Consider the following 20,436-nt stretch of genomic DNA (forward strand, 5'->3'; position numbering starts at 1 on the left):
ACGCCCCGGGAAGCCTTCCAGCGGAAGCTCCCCCCGGAGAGCCTCCTCGGCCTCCATATGCGGGCGATCGAGCGAATTCCGGAGGCCGCATGATGCGACGCCGCCGATCCCGTAAGGGAACTAATTCCTGTACACTACAACCCCTTTGAGGATAAGTCAGTATTAAATACAACCGCAATTCTACTTGACTTGACCACCTAGAGGATTCTCGGAGGAAAAAGTCGATGATGTCTGGACAAACGCCGATTCTGGTGCTGCGGGAAGGAACGAGGCGAGAGAAGGGCCGAGGCGCCCTCGCGAACAACATCGCGGCGGCCAAGGCGATCGCGGACTCCGTCCGCTCGACGCTCGGGCCACGCGGTCTCGACAAGATGCTGGTCGATTCGATGGGCGACGTGGTCGTCACGAACGACGGCGTCACCATCCTGAAGGAGATGGACGTCGAGCACCCGGCCGCGAAGATGCTGGTCGAGGTGGCCAAGACCCAGGACCAGGAAGCCGGGGACGGGACGACCACCGCGGTCGTGCTGACCGGAGAGCTCCTGAAGCGGGCCGAGGGCCTGATCGAGCAGGACATTCACCCCACGTTGATCAGCCAGGGCTACCGCCTGGCCTCCACCAAGGCGCTGGAGATCCTCAACCAGATCGGCCAGCCGATCAAGATCGAGGACCATGCGATGCTCGCCACGATCGCGACGACCGCGATGGCGTCGAAGGCCGTCTCGTTCAACCGCGACGCGCTCTCCGAGATCGCGGTGAACGCGGTGACCGCGGTAGCGGAGAAGAAGAGCGCGGGCTACTCGGTCGATCTCGACAACATCCAGCTGATCAAGAAGCAGGGGGGCGCGATGACCGACACCGAGCTCATCGAAGGGGTCATCGTGGACAAGGAGAAGGTGCACACGGGGATGCCGACGAGCGTCAAGAACCCGAAGATCGCGCTCCTCGATGCCGCCATCGAGATCAAGAAGACCGAGATCGATGCCAAGATCGAGATCAACGAACCGTCGCAGCTCAACGCCTTCCTCCAGGAGGAGGAGAGCATGCTCCGCCGGATGGTCGACCAGGTCAAGAAGTCCGGTGCGAACGTCGTCTTCTGCCAGAAGGGGATCGACGACCTCGCGCAGCACTACCTCGCGAAGGAAGGGATCTACGCGGTCCGCCGGGTCAAGAAGTCCGATATGGAGAAGCTCTCGAAGGCGACCGGTGCGAACGTCGTATCGAAGATCTCCGAGCTCTCGGCCGACGACATCGGCTCGGCCGGTCTGGTCGAAGAGCGCAAGATCGGGGACGACTCCCTCACGTTCGTGACGGGCTGCAAGAAGGCCCGCGCGGTGAGCATCCTGATCCGCGGCGGGACCGAGCACGTGCTCGATGAGATCGAGCGCTCGCTCGACGACGCGCTCAACGTGGTCGCGGTGGCCATCGAGGACGGGAAGTACGTTTACGGCGGCGGCGCGACGGCCAGCGAGCTCGCGCTGCAGCTCCGGGACGAGGCCGCGAAGATCGGGGGCCGCGAACAGATGGCCTACGAGAGCTTCGCGGAGTCGCTCGAGGCGATCCCGCGCACCCTCGCCGAGAACGCCGGGCTGGATCCGATCGACATCCTGATCGAGCTGCGCAAGGCCCACAAGTCCGGCAACAAGCAGGCCGGGGTCAACGTTCACGCGGGCAAGGTCGACGACATGGGCAAGCTCCACGTCATCGAGCCGATCCGGGTCGGGCGCCAGGCGATCCAGAGCGCCACGGATGCCGCGGTCATGATCCTGAGGATCGACGACGTCATCGCCTCCAAGTCGAGCCCCCCTCCCGCCGGTGGCGGCGGTGGCGGCGGCATGGGTGGGATGGGCGGCATGGGCGGCATGGGCGGTATGGGTGGCATGGACGGCGGCGGCGACTTCGACTAGATCGAAGACCGATCGTCCACCGAGCTCCAACATTTTCCGAACGACCCCGGGGCGAACCCCGGGGTCGGGCGCTTCTCAAACCGTTACGCAGCGCTTCTCTTGCGCCGAGTCGTGCGCGTTCGACCTCGAGCGTCCAGCGAGGCGAGTAACTGGCCCGCGGCGCGTAAGGCCTGCGAGCGGTGGGAAAACTCGTTCTTCTCGGCGACGGGGATCTGCGCGAACGTCCGGGTGCCGCCCTCGGGGATGAAGATCGGGTCGTAGCCGAAGCCGTTCTTCCCCGCGGCTCGAGGGGCGATTTTCCCTCGGACCTCGCCGGGGAACAACCAGATCCGGTGGCCCAGCCGCAATCCCGCCACCGCCCGGAAGCTCGCGGCTCGAGGGCGGCGCTTCAGCAGCTCGAAGAGCGGCCCGAATCCCCAGATGTCGAGGATGTGGGCGGAATAGACCCCGGGAAAGCCGTTGAGGCTCGGGATGAACAGGCCGGAATCTTCGACCAGGACCCAGCCGGTCACGTCCCGGACGGCGTTCAACTTGGAACGCACGACCTCCTCGATCTTCGCCGTCTGGGGTTCGGGGAGCTTGCGTCGCTTCCAGCGCACCCGGATCCCGAAAGGACGGAGGAGCGCCCGGACCTCGCGATACTTACCCGAGTTGGTGCTCACGAAGGTGACGGTGAGCACCACGGCTCACCACGGATAGGAGTCGTAGGCGATGACCTCGTCCGGGCTCTTGCGGCCCTCGACATCGGGGGCCGGGGACGCGAGGTGCCCGTTGTTCTCGGCGGGGAACCCGATGGGGATGATCGCGATCGGATGGACCCCTTCGGGGACCTTGAGGACATTGCGCACCTTCTCGGTGTTGAAGTCGATCAGCCAGTTCGTTCCGAGCCCTTCGGCGGTCGCGGCGAGGCGTAGCGTGTGGATCGCCACCGCGACGTCGAGCGGGTAGGCCGAGATGAACCCCCCGATCGTGACCGCGAGGTCCTCCTCGACGGAGAACGCGACGATGACCGCCGGCGCCTCGCCGACGATCTTGCCCCGGACGCATGCCTGGGCGAGGAGGCGCTTCTGCTCATCGTCGCGGACGACGACGAACCGCCACGGTTGCAGATTGTGTTGGGAGGGAGCGAGGCGGGCGGCGGAGAGGACCGTCTTCAGGAGCTCCGGCGGGACGGGCCGAGACTGGTACTGGGTGCAGGGTCGGTACGACCGGATCGCGTCGATGACGTCCATGGATTCAATCGGCGAAAAGTTCAGAATCCCAGCGTGAGCCGGGACGGCCTCGGTCTTGAGAGACGTGCCATTCTACTAATCCTACCCCTCGAGGGTATTAATAGCGTTTGCGAGCAGGTGGTTACGCTTCTCGAGTGCGGCCGGGCGGAAGAGGGAGCCGGACCGCTCGGAGTCGCGGTGATCGCGGAGGTCCCCGCGTGGAGAGATCAAGTCGGACCTGAACGACGAAAGCGTCGGCGGTCTTGAGTTGGCGGTTCCATCGAGCGAGAGCGTTCGTTACCGATCGGCCCGCTACGGACGACGGAACCGGGCCAAGAACGACGTTCGCATCGACAGGCCCATCGCGCGCAGTGCGGGGGCATACGTCAGCGTGAGAAGTCCGCCGGTGCCGGGCGGGAATGGCCGGAATCGAATCTCTCGGCACGATCCTCGAACCTGCGTGCGGCTCCCGAGGTGTGCGAGGTTCTCCATCGCAGACGGGAGGTCGTCGAGATCGTTGTGATAGTACACCCCCTCCAGGGTTGCTCCGTATCGCCTCAGGAGTCGAGAGAGCGCCGGCGGGGTGTAGTGATAGCGATGGCGAGGGACCTCGAGAAGGGGCCACGCGGCACCGAAGAATCGGCGGCCGGGCGAGTCGAAATTGCACAGCGCGATCGCGATTACTCCGCCCGGCTTCAATGCCCCGAGCAAGCGCTCGATCACGATCTGGGGGCGATCGCAGTGCTCGAGGGAGTGGTACATCGTGACGAGATCGAAGGTGTTCGATGGATAGTCGGCTTCCTCGGCCGGTGAGGTTTGAACCGTGAACCCCTGCTGTCGAGCGACAGCGGCGGCGGATTTCGACGGCTCGATGCCCTCGACCCGCCAACCGAGCTCGGCGAAGCGATGGAGGTACCGACCCGCGCCGCAACCGATGTCGAGCACCGTTCCCGGGTTCGAACCTAGCTCATCGAGGTTGGCAAACCTCGGGTCGCACCAGCGCCAGTAGCCGAGGCTCCCGGTGGCCCGGGCGATACGGTGCGAGGCGATTCGAGAGGTCCCGCGAGTGCCCGACCCAGAGGATTCGTGATAGACGTAGTCCGATGGGTAAATCGCCGCGAGATCGGGAATCTCCTCCCCGAACTCGGTTCGACCGAGTCCGCACTCCGTGCACTCGACCACCGGGTAGAGTCGCTCGGAAGTCTGGTGGCGAGTATCCGGCGCGTCGAACACCGGACGCCATTGGTCCCGGTCGCACACGGGGCACGGCGCTCCGCGCTCCGGAGCCGGATCGGGCGCTCCCGGGCCGGCGGCGGCATTCGCTTCCACGGCGAGTTCGAGGGAACGCGACCGATAAGCCGTTCGGGCACGAAAATCGGAGCACCTCTTGACCCGAAGGGGCGTGAATCTGGGAGCGCACCTGAGAGCGCCGAACTCCTCCTATGTCCCGTTCGATAGCTTTTCGCGGCCTCTCACGAGTCGGCTTCGGGGCGTAACAAATCGCGGCTTAAGGCCAGTTACTCTGACAGTTTGCCCAATCGGTAGGCGCAGTAGCACGCACCAATCACGTCTCCATACAACACGAAGACACCTGTCCCCAACGGGAGCAATCCATACGTTGCGACCAGCGCTGCGAGTACGCTTCCAACGATGAGGATCACGATCCCCGCGTACCAGCCAACCTCAACCCATTTCGCGCGTCGCTCGGAAGGAATCGAAGTTTCCGATTGCGCGGTGGACATGATTGCTCCAGGGACTGGAGGGCCTCACTTGACAGTCGACCTGCCGTCGAGGCGAATGGGGCGCCCGGATGGCCCAGCACGACAGCAGGGCGCCCTTCGGTGCCCCGTCCCCCAAGACTCTTCGGTTCGCAGTGCGCCTCGGGCGCCCCGTTCATTAGCCCGACAGTCACGCCGGCAGATAATCGCTCTAGCCGATCTATGACCCGACGTGTAACACCCTCAGAGCGACCCTAGAAATGACCCGCTAGCGCAACAGTACCTTTCGGGCCCAACGATTAAATATGGCTGACAGGGCTCCCTAACGGCTGCTGACAACTGTCTGACAAACGGCCACGCAACAGCAACGGTGGAAGGTTCCGGGAGCCAGTGAGCAGTCGATGCATCTCAAGAAGCTGAAACTGAGGAACTTCAAGTCATTCGCCGGCGCGGTAGAGATCCCATTCGAGCCGGGCTACACGGGCGTTGCGGGTCCGAACGGGATGGGCAAGTCCAACATCTCCGATGGGATTCTGTTCGTTCTCGGGCCGAAGAGCTCGAAGGCCCTTCGTGCCGATCGACTGACGCACCTCTTCTTCAACGGTGGGGCCTCGAAGAAGCCCGCCACGGAGTGCGAGGTCTCTCTGGTCTTCGACAACGCCGATCGTCTCCTGCCGGTCGAGTCGGACGAAGTGGAGGTCACGCGATACGTCAAGCTCGCCCCGAGCGATCCCGACGGATATTATTCCTACTTCTACGTCAACGGCAAGCGGACCACTCAGACCGACATCGACAGCATCCTCTCCCACGCGGGGCTCTCCGGCGACGGCTACAACCTCGTCCAGCAGGGGGACGTGAACAACATCGTCACGATGGGGCCCGTGCCGCGCCGCGGTCTCCTCGAGCGCCTCGCCGGGATCGCCCAGTTTGACGATGAGCTCGGACGGGCGCAGACCAAGCGAACGGACCTCGATGCCAACCTGGATCGGATCCGAACACTCCTCGGCGAGATCAAGAGCCGGCTCGGCGCTCTCGAATCCCAGCGGCTCGAGGCCATCCAGTACCGCCAACTCGAGGAGGAGAAGCACCGAACCGAGGCGCGTCTCGCGCGCGCGGGCCACATGATGGCCCAGCAGGAGTTTGACACCTGTCAAAAGCAGGTAGAGACGCTTCAGCAGGAGATCCAGAAGCTCGACGCGGAGCGATCCCGGCTCGTCTACGAACGGGACGAGCTTGTCGGCCAGATCGACACCGTCGACCGAGAGATCGCGAAGGCGGGCGGAGAGGTGGCCGAGAAGTTCCGGACGGAACTGGGCGAGAAGCGGCTCGCGCTCGCGACCCTCCAGATGAATCTCGACCATCAGAAAGAAGCACTCCAAACCCTGGAGAGCCGAATTCAGGAACTCAACGGACTTTCGATCTCGGACGAGAAGGAGAGCACTCGACTCCGAGCAGAGGAGACTCGGCTGGCCCAGGAGCTCGCCGAAGTCTCCAAGCGGAGCGACGAGATCAGCACGCACCTCGCCGAAGCGACGGGCGGGTCCGATCATTCCCAAGGGAAGCTCGCCGGTGCGAAGAAGCAGGTCCTCGAGCTCCAGCGGCGCCAGACCGAGCGCGAAAAGGCATGGCAGGCGGGCGTCCAGCAGCGTGAATCGCTCAAGGCCCAGGTCGAGAGCGCCGAGCGCGCCCGCGCCCAGGCCGAAGATAGCCGCCGGGAGCGGGAGGTCGAGGTCCGGGACCTCGAGCTCCGGATCAAGGAAGCGAACCCGGACGGCACCAACAAGGGCGGAGCTACCGGGGATCTGCAGAAGGAGCTCTTCCAGCTCAAGAACAAGGAAAAGAGCCTCACCGCGGAGGCCGAACGTCTCGGACAGGAAGTCACCGAACTGAACCGGCGCTATATGGCCCTCGAGGCCCGCCTCAAGGCGCGCAGCGAATCCGGAAGCCGTGGCGGCGCGCTCGCCGCGGTGGACTTCCTGCTGTCGCAGCGGAATCTCGGGAAGGTCAAGGGGATCCGAGGAACGGTCTCCGAGCTCATCCAGTTCGACAACAAGCACCGCCTCGGGCTCGAGATTGCCGGAGGTTCTCGGTTCCACGCCCTCGTGGTCGAGACCGACGCGGTCGCGGAGGAGTGCATCCGTACCCTGCGCGCGGAGAAGCGAGGACGGGCTACCTTCCTCCCGCTCAACAAGATGCTTCCCGCCCGACCGAAGGGCAAGAGCCTGATCGTCGCCCAGTCGTCGGGGGCGGTGGGGTTCGCTATCGATCTAGTCAAGTTCGACGAGTCGCTGCGGCCGGCGATCTCCTACGTGTTCGGCGAGACGGTCGTGATGGACGATCTCGCCCACGCGCGCGCGCAGATGGGAGGCGTCCGCCTCGTCACCCTGACGGGCGATCTGATCGAGGCGACGGGGGCGATCTCGGGGGGGTACATCGACGCGGCCGGCAAGAGCATGGACAGCGCCTCCGAGCTCAAGCAGATCGGCGAGGAGCTCCGAGAGAAGAGCGGAGCCGACGCCGCCGCGCGCACCGAGATCGGCAAGGTCTCGATCCGGATCCGCGAGGTGAGCGAGGAACTCGCGAAGCGCTCGATCCGCGCCGACGCGCATCAATCTACCCGCCAGATCCTCGATAAGGAGCTCTCCGCGGCTCGCCAACGCCTACAGGAGGTGGTCGAGCAGATCCGCGCCTCTCAGAAGGAGCAGGAACACGCGAGCGAGGATCTCTCCACCCTCGAGGCGAGCGTAGCGAAGCTCGCGGAGGAGATCGCCGGCCTCAAGGCCGAGATCGCGAAGTCCCAGGAGCAGTATCTCGGACAGCTCCCCGGCGCGCTCTCCGCGCGGGTCCGACAGTGGCAGCAGGACGCTCAGGAGACGAGCGACGCCCGCGTGAAGCTGAATGGAGAGCTTCAGTCGATCCGGACGAATCTCACGGCACTCACCGAGCGTCTAGCGGCCCGGAGGAAGGAGGTCGCGACCGCGCAACAGGAGCTCGCGGCCAAGCGCAAGGAGATCGCCACGAGCGAGCACGCGCTCATCCAGTCGAAGGCGGCGCTCGACGCGATGAAGGGCGTAGAAGAACAGCAAGGAGCAACCTTCCGCGTGCAGGCCGAGAAGAAGAAGAAGCTCGAGGACGCGAGGCTCGCGGTGACTGAGTCGCTCGCGAAGGCCGAGGTGACGGTCACGAACCGACAGACGATGCTCCAGCAAGAGGAAGTCCGACTCGCTCAGGCCGAGTCGAAGCTCCGCGAAGTCCAGGAGGCCCTCAAGCAGTTCCCCGAGCCCGAGGCGAACGAGAAGCCCATCCCGGTAGAGGAGCTCAAGCGGACGCTCTCCGCCACCATCGTTCAGTTGGAAGGAATGGGTTCCGTCAACCTGCGCGCGCTCGAGGAGTATGACCAGGAGAAGACCCGCATGGACGAGTTTGACTCAGAGGCCCAGCGCCTGTCGAGCGAGAAGGGCGAATTGCTCGGCCTCGTCCAGCAGATCGAGGAGAAGAAGCGGGAGAAGATCAACGAGGTCGTCGTCCGCGTCAACACCGCGTACGTCGATATCTACCGGGAGCTCACGCGCGGCGGCGAAGGGGAGATCGTGCTCGAGAACCCCAAGGACCCGCTCGCGGGAGGTCTTCTCATCAAGGCCCGTCCGATCGGGAAGAACGTCCAGCGCCTCGAGCAGCTCTCCGGCGGCGAGAAGTCGATCGCGAGCCTGGCGTTCATCTTCGCGCTGCAGCGCTACGATCCTAGCCCGCTCTACGTATTCGACGAGATCGACATGTCGCTCGACGGGATCAACGCGGAACATGTCGGGCGGATGCTCCAGCGCGATTCGCAGCGCGCCCAGTTCATCGTGATCTCGTTGCGCAAGGTCACCCTCAAGTTCGCCCACCGGCTCTACGGAGTGACGATGCGCGGCGACGGCTGCTCGCGCGTCTACGGCATCACCCTCGAGGACATCCAGGACATCGACGAACGAGATGCCGCCCATGGCGGTGCGCCCCCCCCGATGGTCGCCCCGGCGGCCCCATGACGATCTCCGAAGGGGCCGCGATCGAGCTCGCGGCAGAGGTCAGCCCCGCGTCCCCGGTCCCCCGAGAGGCCGCCGAGAAGGTCCTCGAGTACCTCGTCTTCCACCGATCGCTGATCGGTGACCGCACGGACAACTCCCAGATCCTCGAGCGGTACCTCCGTCTGGTCCAGAACCTTCGAGAAGGGGTCCACATCGTCATCTCCGACCCCTTCCACAAGGCGACGGCGATGCTCTTCGAGCTCGTCCTCGACGAGGAGTTCGATCCGTGGGAGATCGATCTCGTCCGCTTCGTTCGGGCGTACCTCGATCGCGTGCAGTCCGAGGGAGCGATCGATTTCCCCGTCGCTGGTCGGCTCGTGTGCATGGCCTGGAACATCCTCTACCTGCAGTCGGAAGCGGTCCTGCGCTCCCGCGATACGGCCCCCGAGGCCGACACCCCTCTGGACGACGGAAGCGTCATCCCAGATCCTTCCGAGGAAGGGTACCTCGGCCTGATGCAGACGCCCGAAGCGGTCGATGTGACGAGCGCGGTCCTCCACTCGGACGCGCCGCCTCCGCTCGTGCAGATGGTCCATCATCCCGAGACGCGCCCGGTCTCGCTCCTCGAGCTCATCCGAGCGTTCGGAGAGGCCGAGATCGACGCCCGCCGCTCGATCCGACAGCAGGAACTGCGAGAGCGCCTGAGCGACGAGCAGCGCTCCCCGCCGGAGGTGCTCGTGCATGGGGATATCCCCGAGCGCGACGTGGACGATGCGTGGGTCGCCGCGAAGCGCCACCCCGTCGGCGAACCGTTCCCGTTCCTGAGCCTGTGGCGACCGACGGAGGGCCGGGAGCGCCTGGTCGCCATGTTCCTTGCGGCACTCTACCTCGCTCGCGAGCGATCGGTCGAGTTCAGCCAAGAGCAGATCCTCCGAACTCCGCTCTCTCTCGTCCGCATGACGGAGGAACGCAAGCCGCTCATCGAGGAGGCACCGTAATGCCGGCCAAGGTGGACGAGCTCGCGCTCCAGGTCGAAGCGATCCTGTTCGCGAGCGGGAAGCCGCTGAGCGTTCACGAGATCTCCGAAGCCCTCGGGATCGACGATTCTCGCTCCGTGCAGGTCGCGCTCAAGACGCTCCAGCAGACGTACGAGAACCGACAGACGGCACTCGAGCTGCGCCGGGTCGGGGATCGCTACGCGCTGCAACTGGTCGAGCGGTTCGTGACCACGGTCCAGTCCGTCACGCCCGTGGAGATGGCTCCGCGCACGCTCAAGACCCTCACGCTGATCGCCTACCACCAGCCGATCCTGCAGAGCATGCTGGTGCGGATGGTCGGGGACTCCGCCTACGAGGAGGTCCAGCGTCTGCGCGGGATGAGCCTCGTCCATACCGAGGTCAAGGGTTCCACGCTCGAACTCACCACGACACGCCGCTTCGCCGAGTACTTCGGGATCGCCTCGACCAAGCCCGAGGAGATCCGCAAGTTCTTGGAGGACAAGCTCGGCGTGAAGCCGGGGGCCGCTGCGCCGAACCCGGAAGAGCCGTCCACGACCCCACCGAGCGCCCCGGGGGCCCCGCCCGCGCCGGCCCCGGAGCTGCTGGCGGCGGGAACCACGGACGCACTGTCCGTCGCGCCGACCTCGGAAGCTCCGAACTGAGTCCAGACTACGGACCGTTCGGTTGGTCCCGCCGCAGATCGAGGATGTCGCTCAGGGACGACGGCATCGAGTGCTCGGAGTCGCGAGACGTCGCCGAAATGGACCGGTTCGTCCACGGTGCGGAACCATGCGGGATCGACCTCGATCGGGCACCGAGCCAAGGACCTAAAGGTATCCAGTATCGAACGGATCGGGGGAGATATGCCCTCGGCGCGCGGGCCACCGGACTCGGCGCGTCGCGCAGCCCTCCTCGCCCCGACCGGCAAGGTACTGGGACCGGTGGGAGCCCAGGAACCCCGCGCCGGCGAGTCACGAGAATACTCGCCAACGTCTCCCGTAGGGCTCGGTCGAAGCCGAAGTTCGCCGAGGAACGGGCAGGGATAGGCTCGCGCGTCCCGCGTCGTGGAAGATGCCGACCCTTCCAGCGCTTGCGCGTGGCCCGACTCTTGTTTCCCGGGACCCACCGATGCGAGGTCTCGGTCCCGATCCGCAGTTGTTCGTCAATCCTTTATCGCTGGGACCGTCTCCGGATTCGCGATGCCTCCTGGAACGCCGAGTGCCGAGCCATGCATCTTTTGCGACATCGTGGCGCACCGGGCACCGGCCTACCTCGTCTACGAGGACGCGGAGGCCATCGCGTTCCTCGACATCTTCCCCTTCACGCGCGGCCATCTCCTCGTGGTCCCGAGGCATCATGTGCCCCGTCTGACCGATCTAGCCCCGGAGGAGCATGCGCCCTACATCGGAGCCCTGGCCACGGTCTGTCGGCGGGCCGAACGACTTTCCCCGGATTACAATGTGACCCTGAACCAAGGCGCTGCGGCCGGCCAGATCGTCTTCCACCTTCACTTCCACGTCATCCCGCGCTACGGGGAGGCGAACCCATTCAACCCCTCCGCCCGGAAGCGCCTTTCGGAGGAGGAAGCGCGGGCCCTCGTGGCCGAGCTCTCTCCACCGTGAGGTCGAAGATGCCCGCGCGGAGCCGACCCCCCGTCGTGGCGGGGACCTTCTATCCGCGGGACGCCCGAGAGCTCCGAGAGCAGCTCGATGCCTGCTTCCTCGATCCCCGGGGCCCCGGGCGTCTCCCCGGACCGGCTTCCCGATCCGCTCGGAGCGTCCGCGCGGCGGTCGTCCCCCACGCGGGGTACATCTTCTCCGGACCGATCGCGGCCCGGGCGTACGCCGAGATCGCCGACGATCCTGCGCCCTCCACGGTGCTCGTGCTGGGGGTGGACCATCACGGAGGGGGAGGGGCCGCGCTCTCCGACGTCGCCTGGAGCACGCCCCTCGGAGACGTGGAGGTCGATCATCGGCTCGTCGAGCGGCTCGCCCACCCTCCCGTTCGGATCCATGAGCACGCGCACGATCGCGAGCACTCGATCGAGGTCCAGCTCCCGTTCCTCCAGAGGATCCTTCCGCAGGCACGCTTCGTCGCCCTCCAGGTCGAGTTCGGCCGGTTCGAGCACCTGCGAGAGATCGGCCATGTCGTCCGGGAGGCCGTCCGCGGCCGGGACATCGTTCTGCTCGCTTCGACCGACTTCTCGCACTACGTGCCGGCCGAGGACGCCGAGCGAATGGACCGGCACGCGATCGCGCCGATCCTGGCCCGGGACCCCCGACGCCTGTACGATGTGGTCGTGGGAGAGGAGATCTCGATGTGCGGGATCGCGCCGACCACGGTGATGCTCTGCGCCCTCGAGGAGGAACCGCTCGGAGCCGAGCTGCTCCGCTGGGGCCATTCGGGCGAGGCCGCTCCCATGGACGAGGTCGTCGGCTACGCCTCGATGGTCCTGCGGATCCCGTGAGAGAGCGCCCGCACGGCCGATCCAGTCCGCGGTTCGTCTCCCCTTAAATAGCGAGTTCGGGTCCGCACCCGAGCGACATGATACTTTCCGACGTCAAGATCCGCGAGGAGATCCGCCGCGGGAAGATCGTCATCCGGCCGTTCCGCCGGGAGTGCCTGGGCACGAACTCCTACGACGTCCACCTCGGTCCATGGCTCGCGGTGTACAAGGGCGGCGCCCTTGACTCTCGCCGTTCGAACGCGATCGAGGAGTTCCGCATCCCCAAGGACGGCTTCGTCCTCGTGCCCGGACAGTTGTACCTCGGGGTGACGGAGGAGTACACGGAAACCCACGGCTACGTGCCCTTCCTCGAGGGCAAGTCGAGCGTGGGGCGGCTCGGGATCGACATCCACTCTACCGCCGGGAAAGGCGACGAGGGGTTCTGCAACTACTGGACGCTCGAGATGTCGGTCAAGCTGCCCGTCCGGGTCTACGCCGGCATGCCCGTCGGTCAACTGATCTACTTCGAGATCTCCGGGCCGATCCAGCGCAGCTACTCGGCGAAGAGCTCGGCGAAGTATCGTCGAGTCTCATCGCACCCGACCCCGTCCCGGATGCATCTCAACTTCCCGCGCGCCCAGCGAGGACGGTAGCCCGCGCTATTCCGCCGAGCGCGGAGCCTGAGCCCCGTCCCGTCGTGCGAGGTAGAACGCGGGCCGTCCGGGACGAGCGCGGTCGCGTCGATGCATCGGATCGACGGCCTCGGCGTCCTCCTCGCGATGGACGGAGATGGCCTTGAATCCGAACCGTTTGACCAGGTAACCCTGGGCGGAACGCAAGACATCGACCTCGTCGATCGGGATCGGGGACGGTGGACCTTCGGAGCGCGCGAGCGGAGCGATGCGCTGAACGTACTTGGGGATCTCCGCGCGGTGGGCCACGAGCTCCGGGCGCGCGTTCGCGCGCTCCATCACCTTCCCGATGTTCGCCGTGGCTCCGCTCTCCAGGGCCTCCCGGATCCACTGTTCGGGGAGCCGCTTCCACGGGGCCGCCACGTAGAAGATCACCTCGTCCGGGATCGACTCGCTGCGGTCCAATAGCGGCCGCATCACGTTGCGGAGATCGTCCTCGACCATCGCCAGGAAGGCTTCCGCGGCCTCCGCCACCTCGGAGCGCGGGAACTCCTCCGCCGAAGGGAACCGTTCCGAGGCGACGAGGCCGGGGAAACGGCCCGCGCCGAGCTCCTCCGCGAGATGCGGCGTGAACGGGGAGAGCATTCGGATCCAGGCGTTCGCAACGCGATCGGTGGCATCGCCCGGAACGCCCCCGCGCGCGTAGTACCGCTTCAACAGGGCGGGGACCGCGACGTAGATGGCCTCGGCCGCCTCGCGGGGGCGGTTCTCCCGAAGGTGGTGGGAGGCCCGAGCGACGACGCCGTGCATCTCGGAGAAGAGCCAAGCGTCCAGCTCGGGGATCCCCGCACCGGCGCCGGCGGCCTCGCGTGCCATCCGTGCGATGTCCTCCAGGCGTCCGACCGCCGCATCGGCGAGCGTCGGATCCCACTCGAAATCGTACGACGGGAGGGCGCTGCTCGCGTGCACCAACCGTAGCGCATCCGGACCCCACTGGGCGAGCGCCTCCCGGATCGGGAGGATCCGGCCGCCCTTCGCACTGACATCCTTCTTGGAGATCTTCTCTCCAGAGGTGCCCGTCACCCAGCCGTGCACGAAGATACCGCGCGGGCCTAGCTCCGGCGGGAGGAGCTTCGCATGGGTCAGAAGAAAGGGGGGGAAGTGGACCCGCTTGTGTTCCTTCCCACCGATGTTGCAGTCGAGCGGGTACCAGTAGAGGAAGTCGGCCCGGATCTCCTGCTGCAGGCCCGCATCGAGCGTGGGCTCCCCGGGTCCCTCGCCGAGGAACACGAAGTCGAAGAAGGCGTCCGTCAGCGCGGACGGGAGGATCCCCCGCTCCCGCACGAACCGCCGAACGACGTAGTAGGCCGGATAGAACGTGGAGTCCGCGATCGGTTCGACGATCCACTCCGGATCGAACGGCAACGGCGTGCCCATCCAGCGGCCGCGTCGGGTGCACGGACGGTCGTCCATCCAATCGAGGATGGCGGGGAGGTCGTGCGCGTAGTCCTCCGGGGAGATCGCCATCGAGCGGAGCGCGGCGTGACCGAGGGCCTTCCACTCCGGGTCACTGTAGCGGATGAACCACTGGTGGGGCACCCGTCGGATCACCACGGCGTGCCCGTTCCGGCAGATGACGGGTTCGGAGAACTCCTGCAGTTCGAAGCTCTGTTTGGTCGCTCCGAGGGCGGCGGTCACTCGCTCCCGTGCGTCGCGGACCGGGACTCCGAGGTAGTCGCGGACGGTCATCGTTCCACGGGTGAGCTCGAGCCGGTACAGCCGTTCGGTCGCTTCTTTGAGCGCCGGAGCGTCCGCGAGCTTCTTCGCGCCCGTCGCTCGATTGGCACGCTCCGCGGGCGATCCCGTTCCGGCCGCCAGTTCCCGCTCCGAGGTGGGCAGTTCATGGATGGGGGGAACCGCGAGGATGACCGGTGCCGGGCGCAGGCTCTCCCGCTCCTTGACCGTCAGCTCAGAGAGCGCGAGCGAGTCCGCGGGTGCGTGTGCTGGGACGGACATGACGACCCCGGTCCCCACCTTGGAGTCCACGAGCGAGCTCGGGAAGACCGGCACCGGTACCCCCGTCAGGGGTGCCGTCACGCTTCGGCCCTTCAGCTCGGCGGGCCGGATCTCATGGCCGATGCGGCCCCCGTGCTGCTCGACGAGCCGCTCCGCTCCCGCGCGGCTCACGAGATAGGTCGGGCCCTCGTTCGTCCAGGATACCAGTGGGTCGTGGAGCGGAATCCACAGGTTGGTCACCCCGTAGATCGTTTCGGGCCGGAGCGTGGCCGCGAGAAGGATCCGTCCATCCTGGAGCCGGAACGGCACCGTCGTGTACCGAATGATCTCGGCGGTCCCTCCGGCCGAGAGATCCGTCTCGGACGGGTCGACCGCGACGGGGCCGCAGACCGGGCAAACGGCCGAGTAGTGCGTCTTCTGGACGAGCGCGTCTCGGTCCCGAAGGCGATCGAACTGCCACCGGATGAAGGCGCGATAATCGTCGTCGACCGTAGTGAGATAGGCGCTCTCATCGACCAGCACGCCGACCCGTCGGTAGACGTCGAGGTACTGAGCGCCCAGGAAGCGGGCGGCGAACTCGGGATCCTCGAGCTTGGGCCAGTCGGCCGGTGGGATCCCGTTCTGCTCGAGCTCGTGGACCGTCGTCGGGTTGCGGTCCTTTACCTTCTGGGCGTACGTGACCGCCGGCAGGCCCGAGGCGTGGACCCCGGCCGGGAAGAACACCTGCTCCCCGAGCATGCGGTGGAAGCGATGGAACGCATCGGCGTAGACGATTCCCCGCAAGTGCCCGACGTGCAGGAAGCCGCTCGGTCCGGGGTACGCGACGATCGCGTAATATTTGGCCCGGTTCGGGTCGCGACGAGCGGTCGCTAGACCGGCCCGCTGCCACTCCTCCTGCCAATGCGCTGCCCGCTCGGACTCCATCGGATTCGTTCGCATCCGGGATTCCTATTTGAGGGGACCGCCGGTGGAAGGGGAGGAAGAGCCCCGGGCAAAGCGTCTATAGCGGGACCCGGCCGTAGTGACCCGGACGATGCGGCTGATCGAGATCTTCCACTCCATTCAAGGGGAGGGCCCGCTGACGGGCCGTCGCACGTCGTTCATTCGGACGGCGCGGTGCAACCTTCGGTGCTCGTGGTGCGACACCACCTACTCCTTCGGGCCGGGCAAGGAGCGATCCATCGCCTCGATCCTGAAGGAGATCGAGCGCCACCGGACCCCGTACGTATGCCTCACCGGAGGCGAACCGCTCCTCCAGCCGGAGGCGGCGAAGCTCCTCCGGGAGCTCGCGCGTCGAGGGAAGACCACGGTCGTCGAGACCGGGGGCTCGTTGGATGTAACCCCCTACCTGTCGATCCCGGGAGTGATCCTCAGCGTCGACGTCAAGTGCCCGGGCTCGAAGATGGAGCGGCGCAATCGTTGGTCCAACCTCGCGCTCCTGCGACCGACCGACATCGTGAAGTTCGTCCTCCGGGACCGACGCGACTACCTCTACGCCAAGCGCGTGATCGCCCGGCACCCCATGCCAAATGAGGTCGTGTTCCAACCGGTATGGGGGACGGATGCCGGGCGCCTCGCGGACTGGGTGCTCGCCGATCGACTCAACGTGCGGGTCCTGCTCCAAGAGCACAAGGTGCTCTGGGGCAACGTCCCCGGCCGGTGAGCATTTCCCTCGAGTCGGCGGGTCGAGACGGATAGCCTAAAGAGTCTCCCCCTCTCCTTCGCGATTCTAGCGCATGGCGCCCCTTCCCCCGCCTGTCAAAGGTTCCGCGGCGGGAATCGACCTGCCCTTCGGGAAAACCCGCGCGATGGTGTTCCCCCGCGTGGTGCTCGCGGGGCACGAAGTCCTGACCGAGTTGGGCTCGACTTGCCGCCAGTTCGGGTTCGCCAATCGTGGCGCCGTCGTCACCGGTCCGACAACGGCCGCGCTCGCCGGGGACCGATCCGCCCAGATCCTCTCCGAGTCGGGCTTCGAGGTCGAGACGATCGTCGCCGGCGAGGCGACCGAGGAGGAGGTCGCCCGCGTCGAACAGGAGGCCGCGCGCTCGAAGGCGGCGTTCCTCGTGGCGGTCGGCGGCGGCTCGAAGATCGACATCACCAAGGTCGTCGCCGACCATCTCCACCTGCCCTTCGTGAGCGTCCCGACCTCCGCGGCGCACGACGGGATCTCCTCGCCCCGGGCTTCGCTCCACGGAGCCCATACCACCAACAGCATCCGCGCGGCCGTCCCGCTCGGGATCATCGCCGACACCGCGGTCATCGTGCGCGCCCCCTACCGGCTCCTGGCGTCGGGCTGCGCCGACGTGCTCTCGAACCTGACGGCGGTGCTCGATTGGAAGCTCGCCGTTCGGCTGCGCAACGAGGAGTACTCGAGCACCGCCGCAACCCTCTCGGAGTACTCGGCCCAACAGATCATGGACCAGGCCGCACTCATCAAGCCGAACCTGGAGGAGTCCGTCTGGATCGCCATTCGACCGCTGATCGTCGCAGGGATCGCGATGAGCGTGGCCGGCTCCTCACGACCCTGCTCGGGCAGCGAGCACCTGTTCAGCCACGCGCTCGACCGCGTGGCGGCGCATCCCAGCCTCCACGGAGAGCAGTGCGGGGTCGGAGCGATCATGATGATGTACCTGCACGGAGGGGACTGGCACCGACTGCGGAGCACGCTCCGCACGATCGGCGCTCCGACCACCGCGCACGAGCTCGGAGTCTCCAACGAGGAGACGATCAACGCGCTCGTCGCGGCGCATACCATCCGACCGGAACGTTACACGATCCTAGGGGACAGTGGGTTGACACGCGAGGCGGCCGAACGCCTCGCCACCGTCACCGGGGTGGTGGGTTGAACATGGCGGATATCACGCTGATCGCACGGAACGAGGCGCACGAAGGGTTCGAATTCGTTTACCAGGGCGGGGCTCCGGTCTGCCGGACGTGTCCGTATCGACACGCCTGCCTCACGCTCGATGCGGGTCGACGGTACACGGTCACCAAGGTCCGGCCGATCACGCACCCCTGCGCGCTCCAGGAGACGGACGCGAACGTCGTCGAGGTGCGGGCGGTTCCGCGCTCGCTCGTCGTCGACGCGCGGGGAGCGACCGTCGGCGCCACCGTCGAGACCGGCCGATTCGCCTGCACCCGCTTGGATTGCCCCAACTGGGGGATCTGCGCGGGCCCCAGCCTCCCGGCGAAGCAGCGATTCCGCATCGAGACCGTACATCCGGAAATGGCCGAGTGCCGGATCGGTCGGACGCTCAAGCGGGTCGAGGCCGTCTAGGGTCTCGCCCCGTGGATGTAAGTTCATAACCGTCCGCGAACTGCTCTGGCCGGATGGGGGCTGTGGGGTAGCTACAGACCCGAGGCCCGCCCTCGGTCTGCTCTATTGGTCCATCCTTCGGGCTTTGGGAGCCCGGGACCCCGATTCAAATTCGGGCAGCCCCACTCCGGTGCACCGCCGCGGCCGCTGGCCCATACCGTTGGCTCGCCGCGGAACCGCTTCGCAGGCGAGGACCGGGAGCCCAGCGGTCGAACGACTTCACCGACACGCGTACCGATCGATCCGCCGGAACGGGTGGGGCACGAGCCGCGCCGATGATCGCACCGCTGCCGCCTCGAGGGTTTGCCATTGAGGGAAGCGTGGATTCATGGGAGTGTAGGCGAGCCAGAGGTGCTCCGCTCCGAACCAGTGCCGGGCGTCGACCCGATCGATCTGGTCCCGGGGGCTCTCGCTCAGTGCGAACGTGGAGACGAACAGGTCGGTCGGACCCTCGGCGCCTTGGTACGTGCCCGCGTTCTCGAGCTGCACGAACCCGCCCTGCTTCGATGCGTCCCCGGAGCCCGGCAGCACCACCCGGTGAGGGCCGAGAATGGTCGAGAGGAAGAGCCACTGGACCGCCAGCATGACCGGGGTGTCGAGGATCACGTAGTGCAGGTCGGGCTGGAATCGAAGGAAGAGTCGGGCCAGGCTGCCGTAGCCGCCGCCCCATTCGACCACCCGGCGGATTCCGGAGAGCTGCATTCCGGTCTCGGTCGACAGGAGGAGGATGTGCAGGAGGTGCTTGACGAGGGCACTCGAGGTCAGGTACCGACGATCGTATACCCAGGGCCCTCCGACCGAGTTCTCCCGAAGCACGTCGGACGCGCTGCGGTTCATCGTCCGCAACAGTCGCTCTACTTCCTCCAGTTCGGCCGCGGCAACGGCGTCGTAGGCATCCGAGTACACGTTCGGATTTAGAGGAGGCCGACGCAAGAATGCGTACGGCGGTCTCGGAACCATCTGTTGAACGATGCCCGCATTGAACATCCTCCACGCCGGGTCCATCGATGGCGACGGGAACTTCCTCAAAAGGTGCCGGAGTACTTCGGGAAATCGCGGCGCGAGCGCGGAGAATCTCTCCCGCTCTTCGATGCGCGCGCGTTCGAGCCGCCGCCCCCACGCTCGTCGCCGGAGACGGTGGAACTTGTGGATCGGGTAGGCGCGTCCGCCTCGGGTTGCGGAGCGCCCGCCCGGGTCGAGAAGGAGGATGTCGAGCGCATCCCCCGCGCAAGGATCGCTGACCCGACCGGTCATGGCTAGGTCCCTCCGAGTCGCTCGAGGGAACGGCGAGCGGCCCGGAGACGGAAGATTCGCGTGGCCGCCGGCGGGAAGAGCAGGTAGATCGCCGCATACATCTCCGCGACCCAGGTCTCGAGGTCCGGATTCCGGACCTCGGGGTGATCTCCCAAGAAGCGAAGGTATGCCCGCGCCTCCCTCGCGACCTCCGAGCGGGTGCCGTGGGCATCCACGCGCGCCATGATGGTCCCGACGAGGAGTCGCTTTTCGATCGCGGTCGAGCGGGAGCCGAACCATGCTGAGTATTCCGGTAGATGCAGATCGTCGCAGAGCCGCGCGAGCCGCCGGCTGTCCTCGAGACCATGGCGCAGCGCCGAGACCTGACCCGTCGCATTCGTCCCGTGATGCCGGTAGTCGGTGAGTCGCCGATCGTCCAGGTAGAGTTCGAAGGGAGACGCGACGCCCGCCACGAACAAGAACGGATCGGGGTTCTGGTACTCCTCGAAGCGAGCGGACAGCTCCGGGGTCAGCACGTTCCGCCGGACGACGATCGTGCTTGAGTTGAAGTACGAGTACGTGCGGCGGATCGCCGGCAGCGCGGCCACCTTCGAGTTCGCGCTCAGGTGCAGCGGTCCGGTACGGTCGAAGACCGGGTCCACCTCGTTCGCGGCCCAGGCCCTCCGGGCGATCGGAAGCCCTTCCGGACCGATCACCGAGACCCGGTTACGATAGTATCCCACATCCGGGTGCGTCCGGAACACCTCGAGCACATGCTGGAGCCGATCGGGGTGGAAGAGATCGTCGTCGTCCAGGAAGGCAATCAACGGAGCCGTGGTCCTGCGGATCGCGCGCATCAGCCACGGCCCGATCCGCGGGTCCGGGTCCAGGAGCGAGATCACTCCACTGCGGAGCAGAAACCCGTCGAGAGGCTCGGAGCGAAAGTTCTTGG

At 66.4% G+C, this 20,436-nt stretch carries 16 protein-coding genes and 1 tRNA gene; 11 read left to right on the forward strand and 6 right to left on the reverse strand.

All coding sequences use genetic code 11. From position 1 onward, the window contains the following. The first annotated feature begins 224 nt into the window (after positions 1–224). Positions 225–1,907, forward strand: a complete 1,683-nt coding sequence (gene thsB / locus VMV28_01745; protein HUZ79332.1) for a thermosome subunit beta — start codon at positions 225–227, stop codon at positions 1,905–1,907. Positions 1,908–1,990: 83 nt separating this feature from the next. Here the strand turns inward: thsB and VMV28_01750 are convergent, their stop codons facing one another. The 3 genes from VMV28_01750 to VMV28_01760 form a co-directional block, all read right to left on the reverse strand. Beyond that, positions 1,991–2,590 (reverse strand): non-canonical purine NTP pyrophosphatase, encoded by a 600-nt coding sequence (locus VMV28_01750; protein ID HUZ79333.1) that lies wholly within the window; start codon positions 2,588–2,590, stop codon positions 1,991–1,993. Between the two features lie 3 nt (positions 2,591–2,593). Then, positions 2,594–3,139 carry a nitroreductase family protein gene (locus VMV28_01755; GenBank protein HUZ79334.1) on the reverse strand — a complete coding sequence of 182 codons (546 nt, stop codon included), beginning with the start codon at positions 3,137–3,139 and terminating at the stop codon, positions 2,594–2,596. Between the two features lie 291 nt (positions 3,140–3,430). After that, positions 3,431–4,447, reverse strand: a complete 1,017-nt coding sequence (locus VMV28_01760) for a methyltransferase domain-containing protein (protein HUZ79335.1) — start codon at positions 4,445–4,447, stop codon at positions 3,431–3,433. Between the two features lie 790 nt (positions 4,448–5,237). On the opposite strand from VMV28_01760, the gene smc reads away from it, so the two are divergent. The 6 genes from smc to dcd all read left to right on the forward strand — a co-directional run bounded on the left by smc (position 5,238) and on the right by dcd (position 12,940). Next, a complete protein-coding gene (gene smc, locus VMV28_01765; GenBank protein ID HUZ79336.1) occupies positions 5,238–8,864 on the forward strand; it encodes a chromosome segregation protein SMC in 3,627 nt (1,208 codons plus the stop codon). Next, on the forward strand, positions 8,861–9,841 hold the full coding sequence (locus tag VMV28_01770) for a hypothetical protein (GenBank protein HUZ79337.1): 981 nt from the start codon (positions 8,861–8,863) through the stop codon (positions 9,839–9,841). The genes smc and VMV28_01770 overlap by 4 nt, the downstream gene beginning before the upstream one ends. Continuing rightward, the gene (locus VMV28_01775) at positions 9,841–10,503 is read left to right on the forward strand and encodes an SMC-Scp complex subunit ScpB (GenBank protein HUZ79338.1); all 663 of its coding nucleotides are present in this window, start codon (positions 9,841–9,843) and stop codon (positions 10,501–10,503) included. The genes VMV28_01770 and VMV28_01775 overlap by 1 nt, the downstream gene beginning before the upstream one ends. A gap of 537 nt (positions 10,504–11,040) precedes the next feature. Beyond that, complete coding sequence (locus VMV28_01780; GenBank protein HUZ79339.1) at positions 11,041–11,463, forward strand: HIT domain-containing protein; 423 nt, start codon at positions 11,041–11,043, stop codon at positions 11,461–11,463. An 8-nt stretch (positions 11,464–11,471) separates the two neighbouring features. Beyond that, positions 11,472–12,308: an AmmeMemoRadiSam system protein B gene (amrB, locus tag VMV28_01785; protein ID HUZ79340.1), complete on the forward strand. Its 837-nt coding sequence runs from the start codon at positions 11,472–11,474 to the stop codon at positions 12,306–12,308. Between the two features lie 77 nt (positions 12,309–12,385). Beyond that, complete coding sequence (gene dcd / locus VMV28_01790; GenBank protein HUZ79341.1) at positions 12,386–12,940, forward strand: dCTP deaminase; 555 nt, start codon at positions 12,386–12,388, stop codon at positions 12,938–12,940. Positions 12,941–12,946: 6 nt separating this feature from the next. Here the strand turns inward: dcd and VMV28_01795 are convergent, their stop codons facing one another. Then, a complete protein-coding gene (locus VMV28_01795; protein ID HUZ79342.1) occupies positions 12,947–15,859 on the reverse strand; it encodes a class I tRNA ligase family protein in 2,913 nt (970 codons plus the stop codon). Between the two features lie 109 nt (positions 15,860–15,968). Between VMV28_01795 and VMV28_01800 the strand changes: the two genes are divergently transcribed. The 4 genes from VMV28_01800 to VMV28_01815 all read left to right on the forward strand — a co-directional run bounded on the left by VMV28_01800 (position 15,969) and on the right by VMV28_01815 (position 18,376). Beyond that, positions 15,969–16,598, forward strand: coding sequence for a radical SAM protein (locus VMV28_01800; GenBank protein ID HUZ79343.1), 630 nt, complete (start codon positions 15,969–15,971; stop codon positions 16,596–16,598). 73 nt (positions 16,599–16,671) lie between these two features. Further along, a complete protein-coding gene (locus VMV28_01805; GenBank protein ID HUZ79344.1) occupies positions 16,672–17,781 on the forward strand; it encodes an NAD(P)-dependent glycerol-1-phosphate dehydrogenase in 1,110 nt (369 codons plus the stop codon). Positions 17,782–17,783: 2 nt separating this feature from the next. Continuing rightward, on the forward strand, positions 17,784–18,212 hold the full coding sequence (locus VMV28_01810) for a UPF0179 family protein (GenBank protein HUZ79345.1): 429 nt from the start codon (positions 17,784–17,786) through the stop codon (positions 18,210–18,212). Between the two features lie 56 nt (positions 18,213–18,268). Then, positions 18,269–18,376: transfer RNA gene (locus VMV28_01815), tRNA-Pro, on the forward strand. 94 nt (positions 18,377–18,470) lie between these two features. On the opposite strand, the gene VMV28_01820 is transcribed toward VMV28_01815, so the two are convergent. Both VMV28_01820 and VMV28_01825 read right to left on the reverse strand, forming a co-directional pair. Continuing rightward, positions 18,471–19,505: a hypothetical protein gene (locus VMV28_01820; GenBank protein ID HUZ79346.1), complete on the reverse strand. Its 1,035-nt coding sequence runs from the start codon at positions 19,503–19,505 to the stop codon at positions 18,471–18,473. 2 nt (positions 19,506–19,507) lie between these two features. Continuing rightward, positions 19,508–20,436, reverse strand: a 929-nt coding sequence (locus VMV28_01825) for a glycosyltransferase (protein HUZ79347.1), incomplete at its 5' end; no start/stop codon positions are given.

It is taken from the genome of Thermoplasmata archaeon, from assembly GCA_035532555.1.
Classification (GTDB): domain Archaea; phylum Thermoplasmatota; class Thermoplasmata; order Lutacidiplasmatales; family UBA184; genus Lutacidiplasma.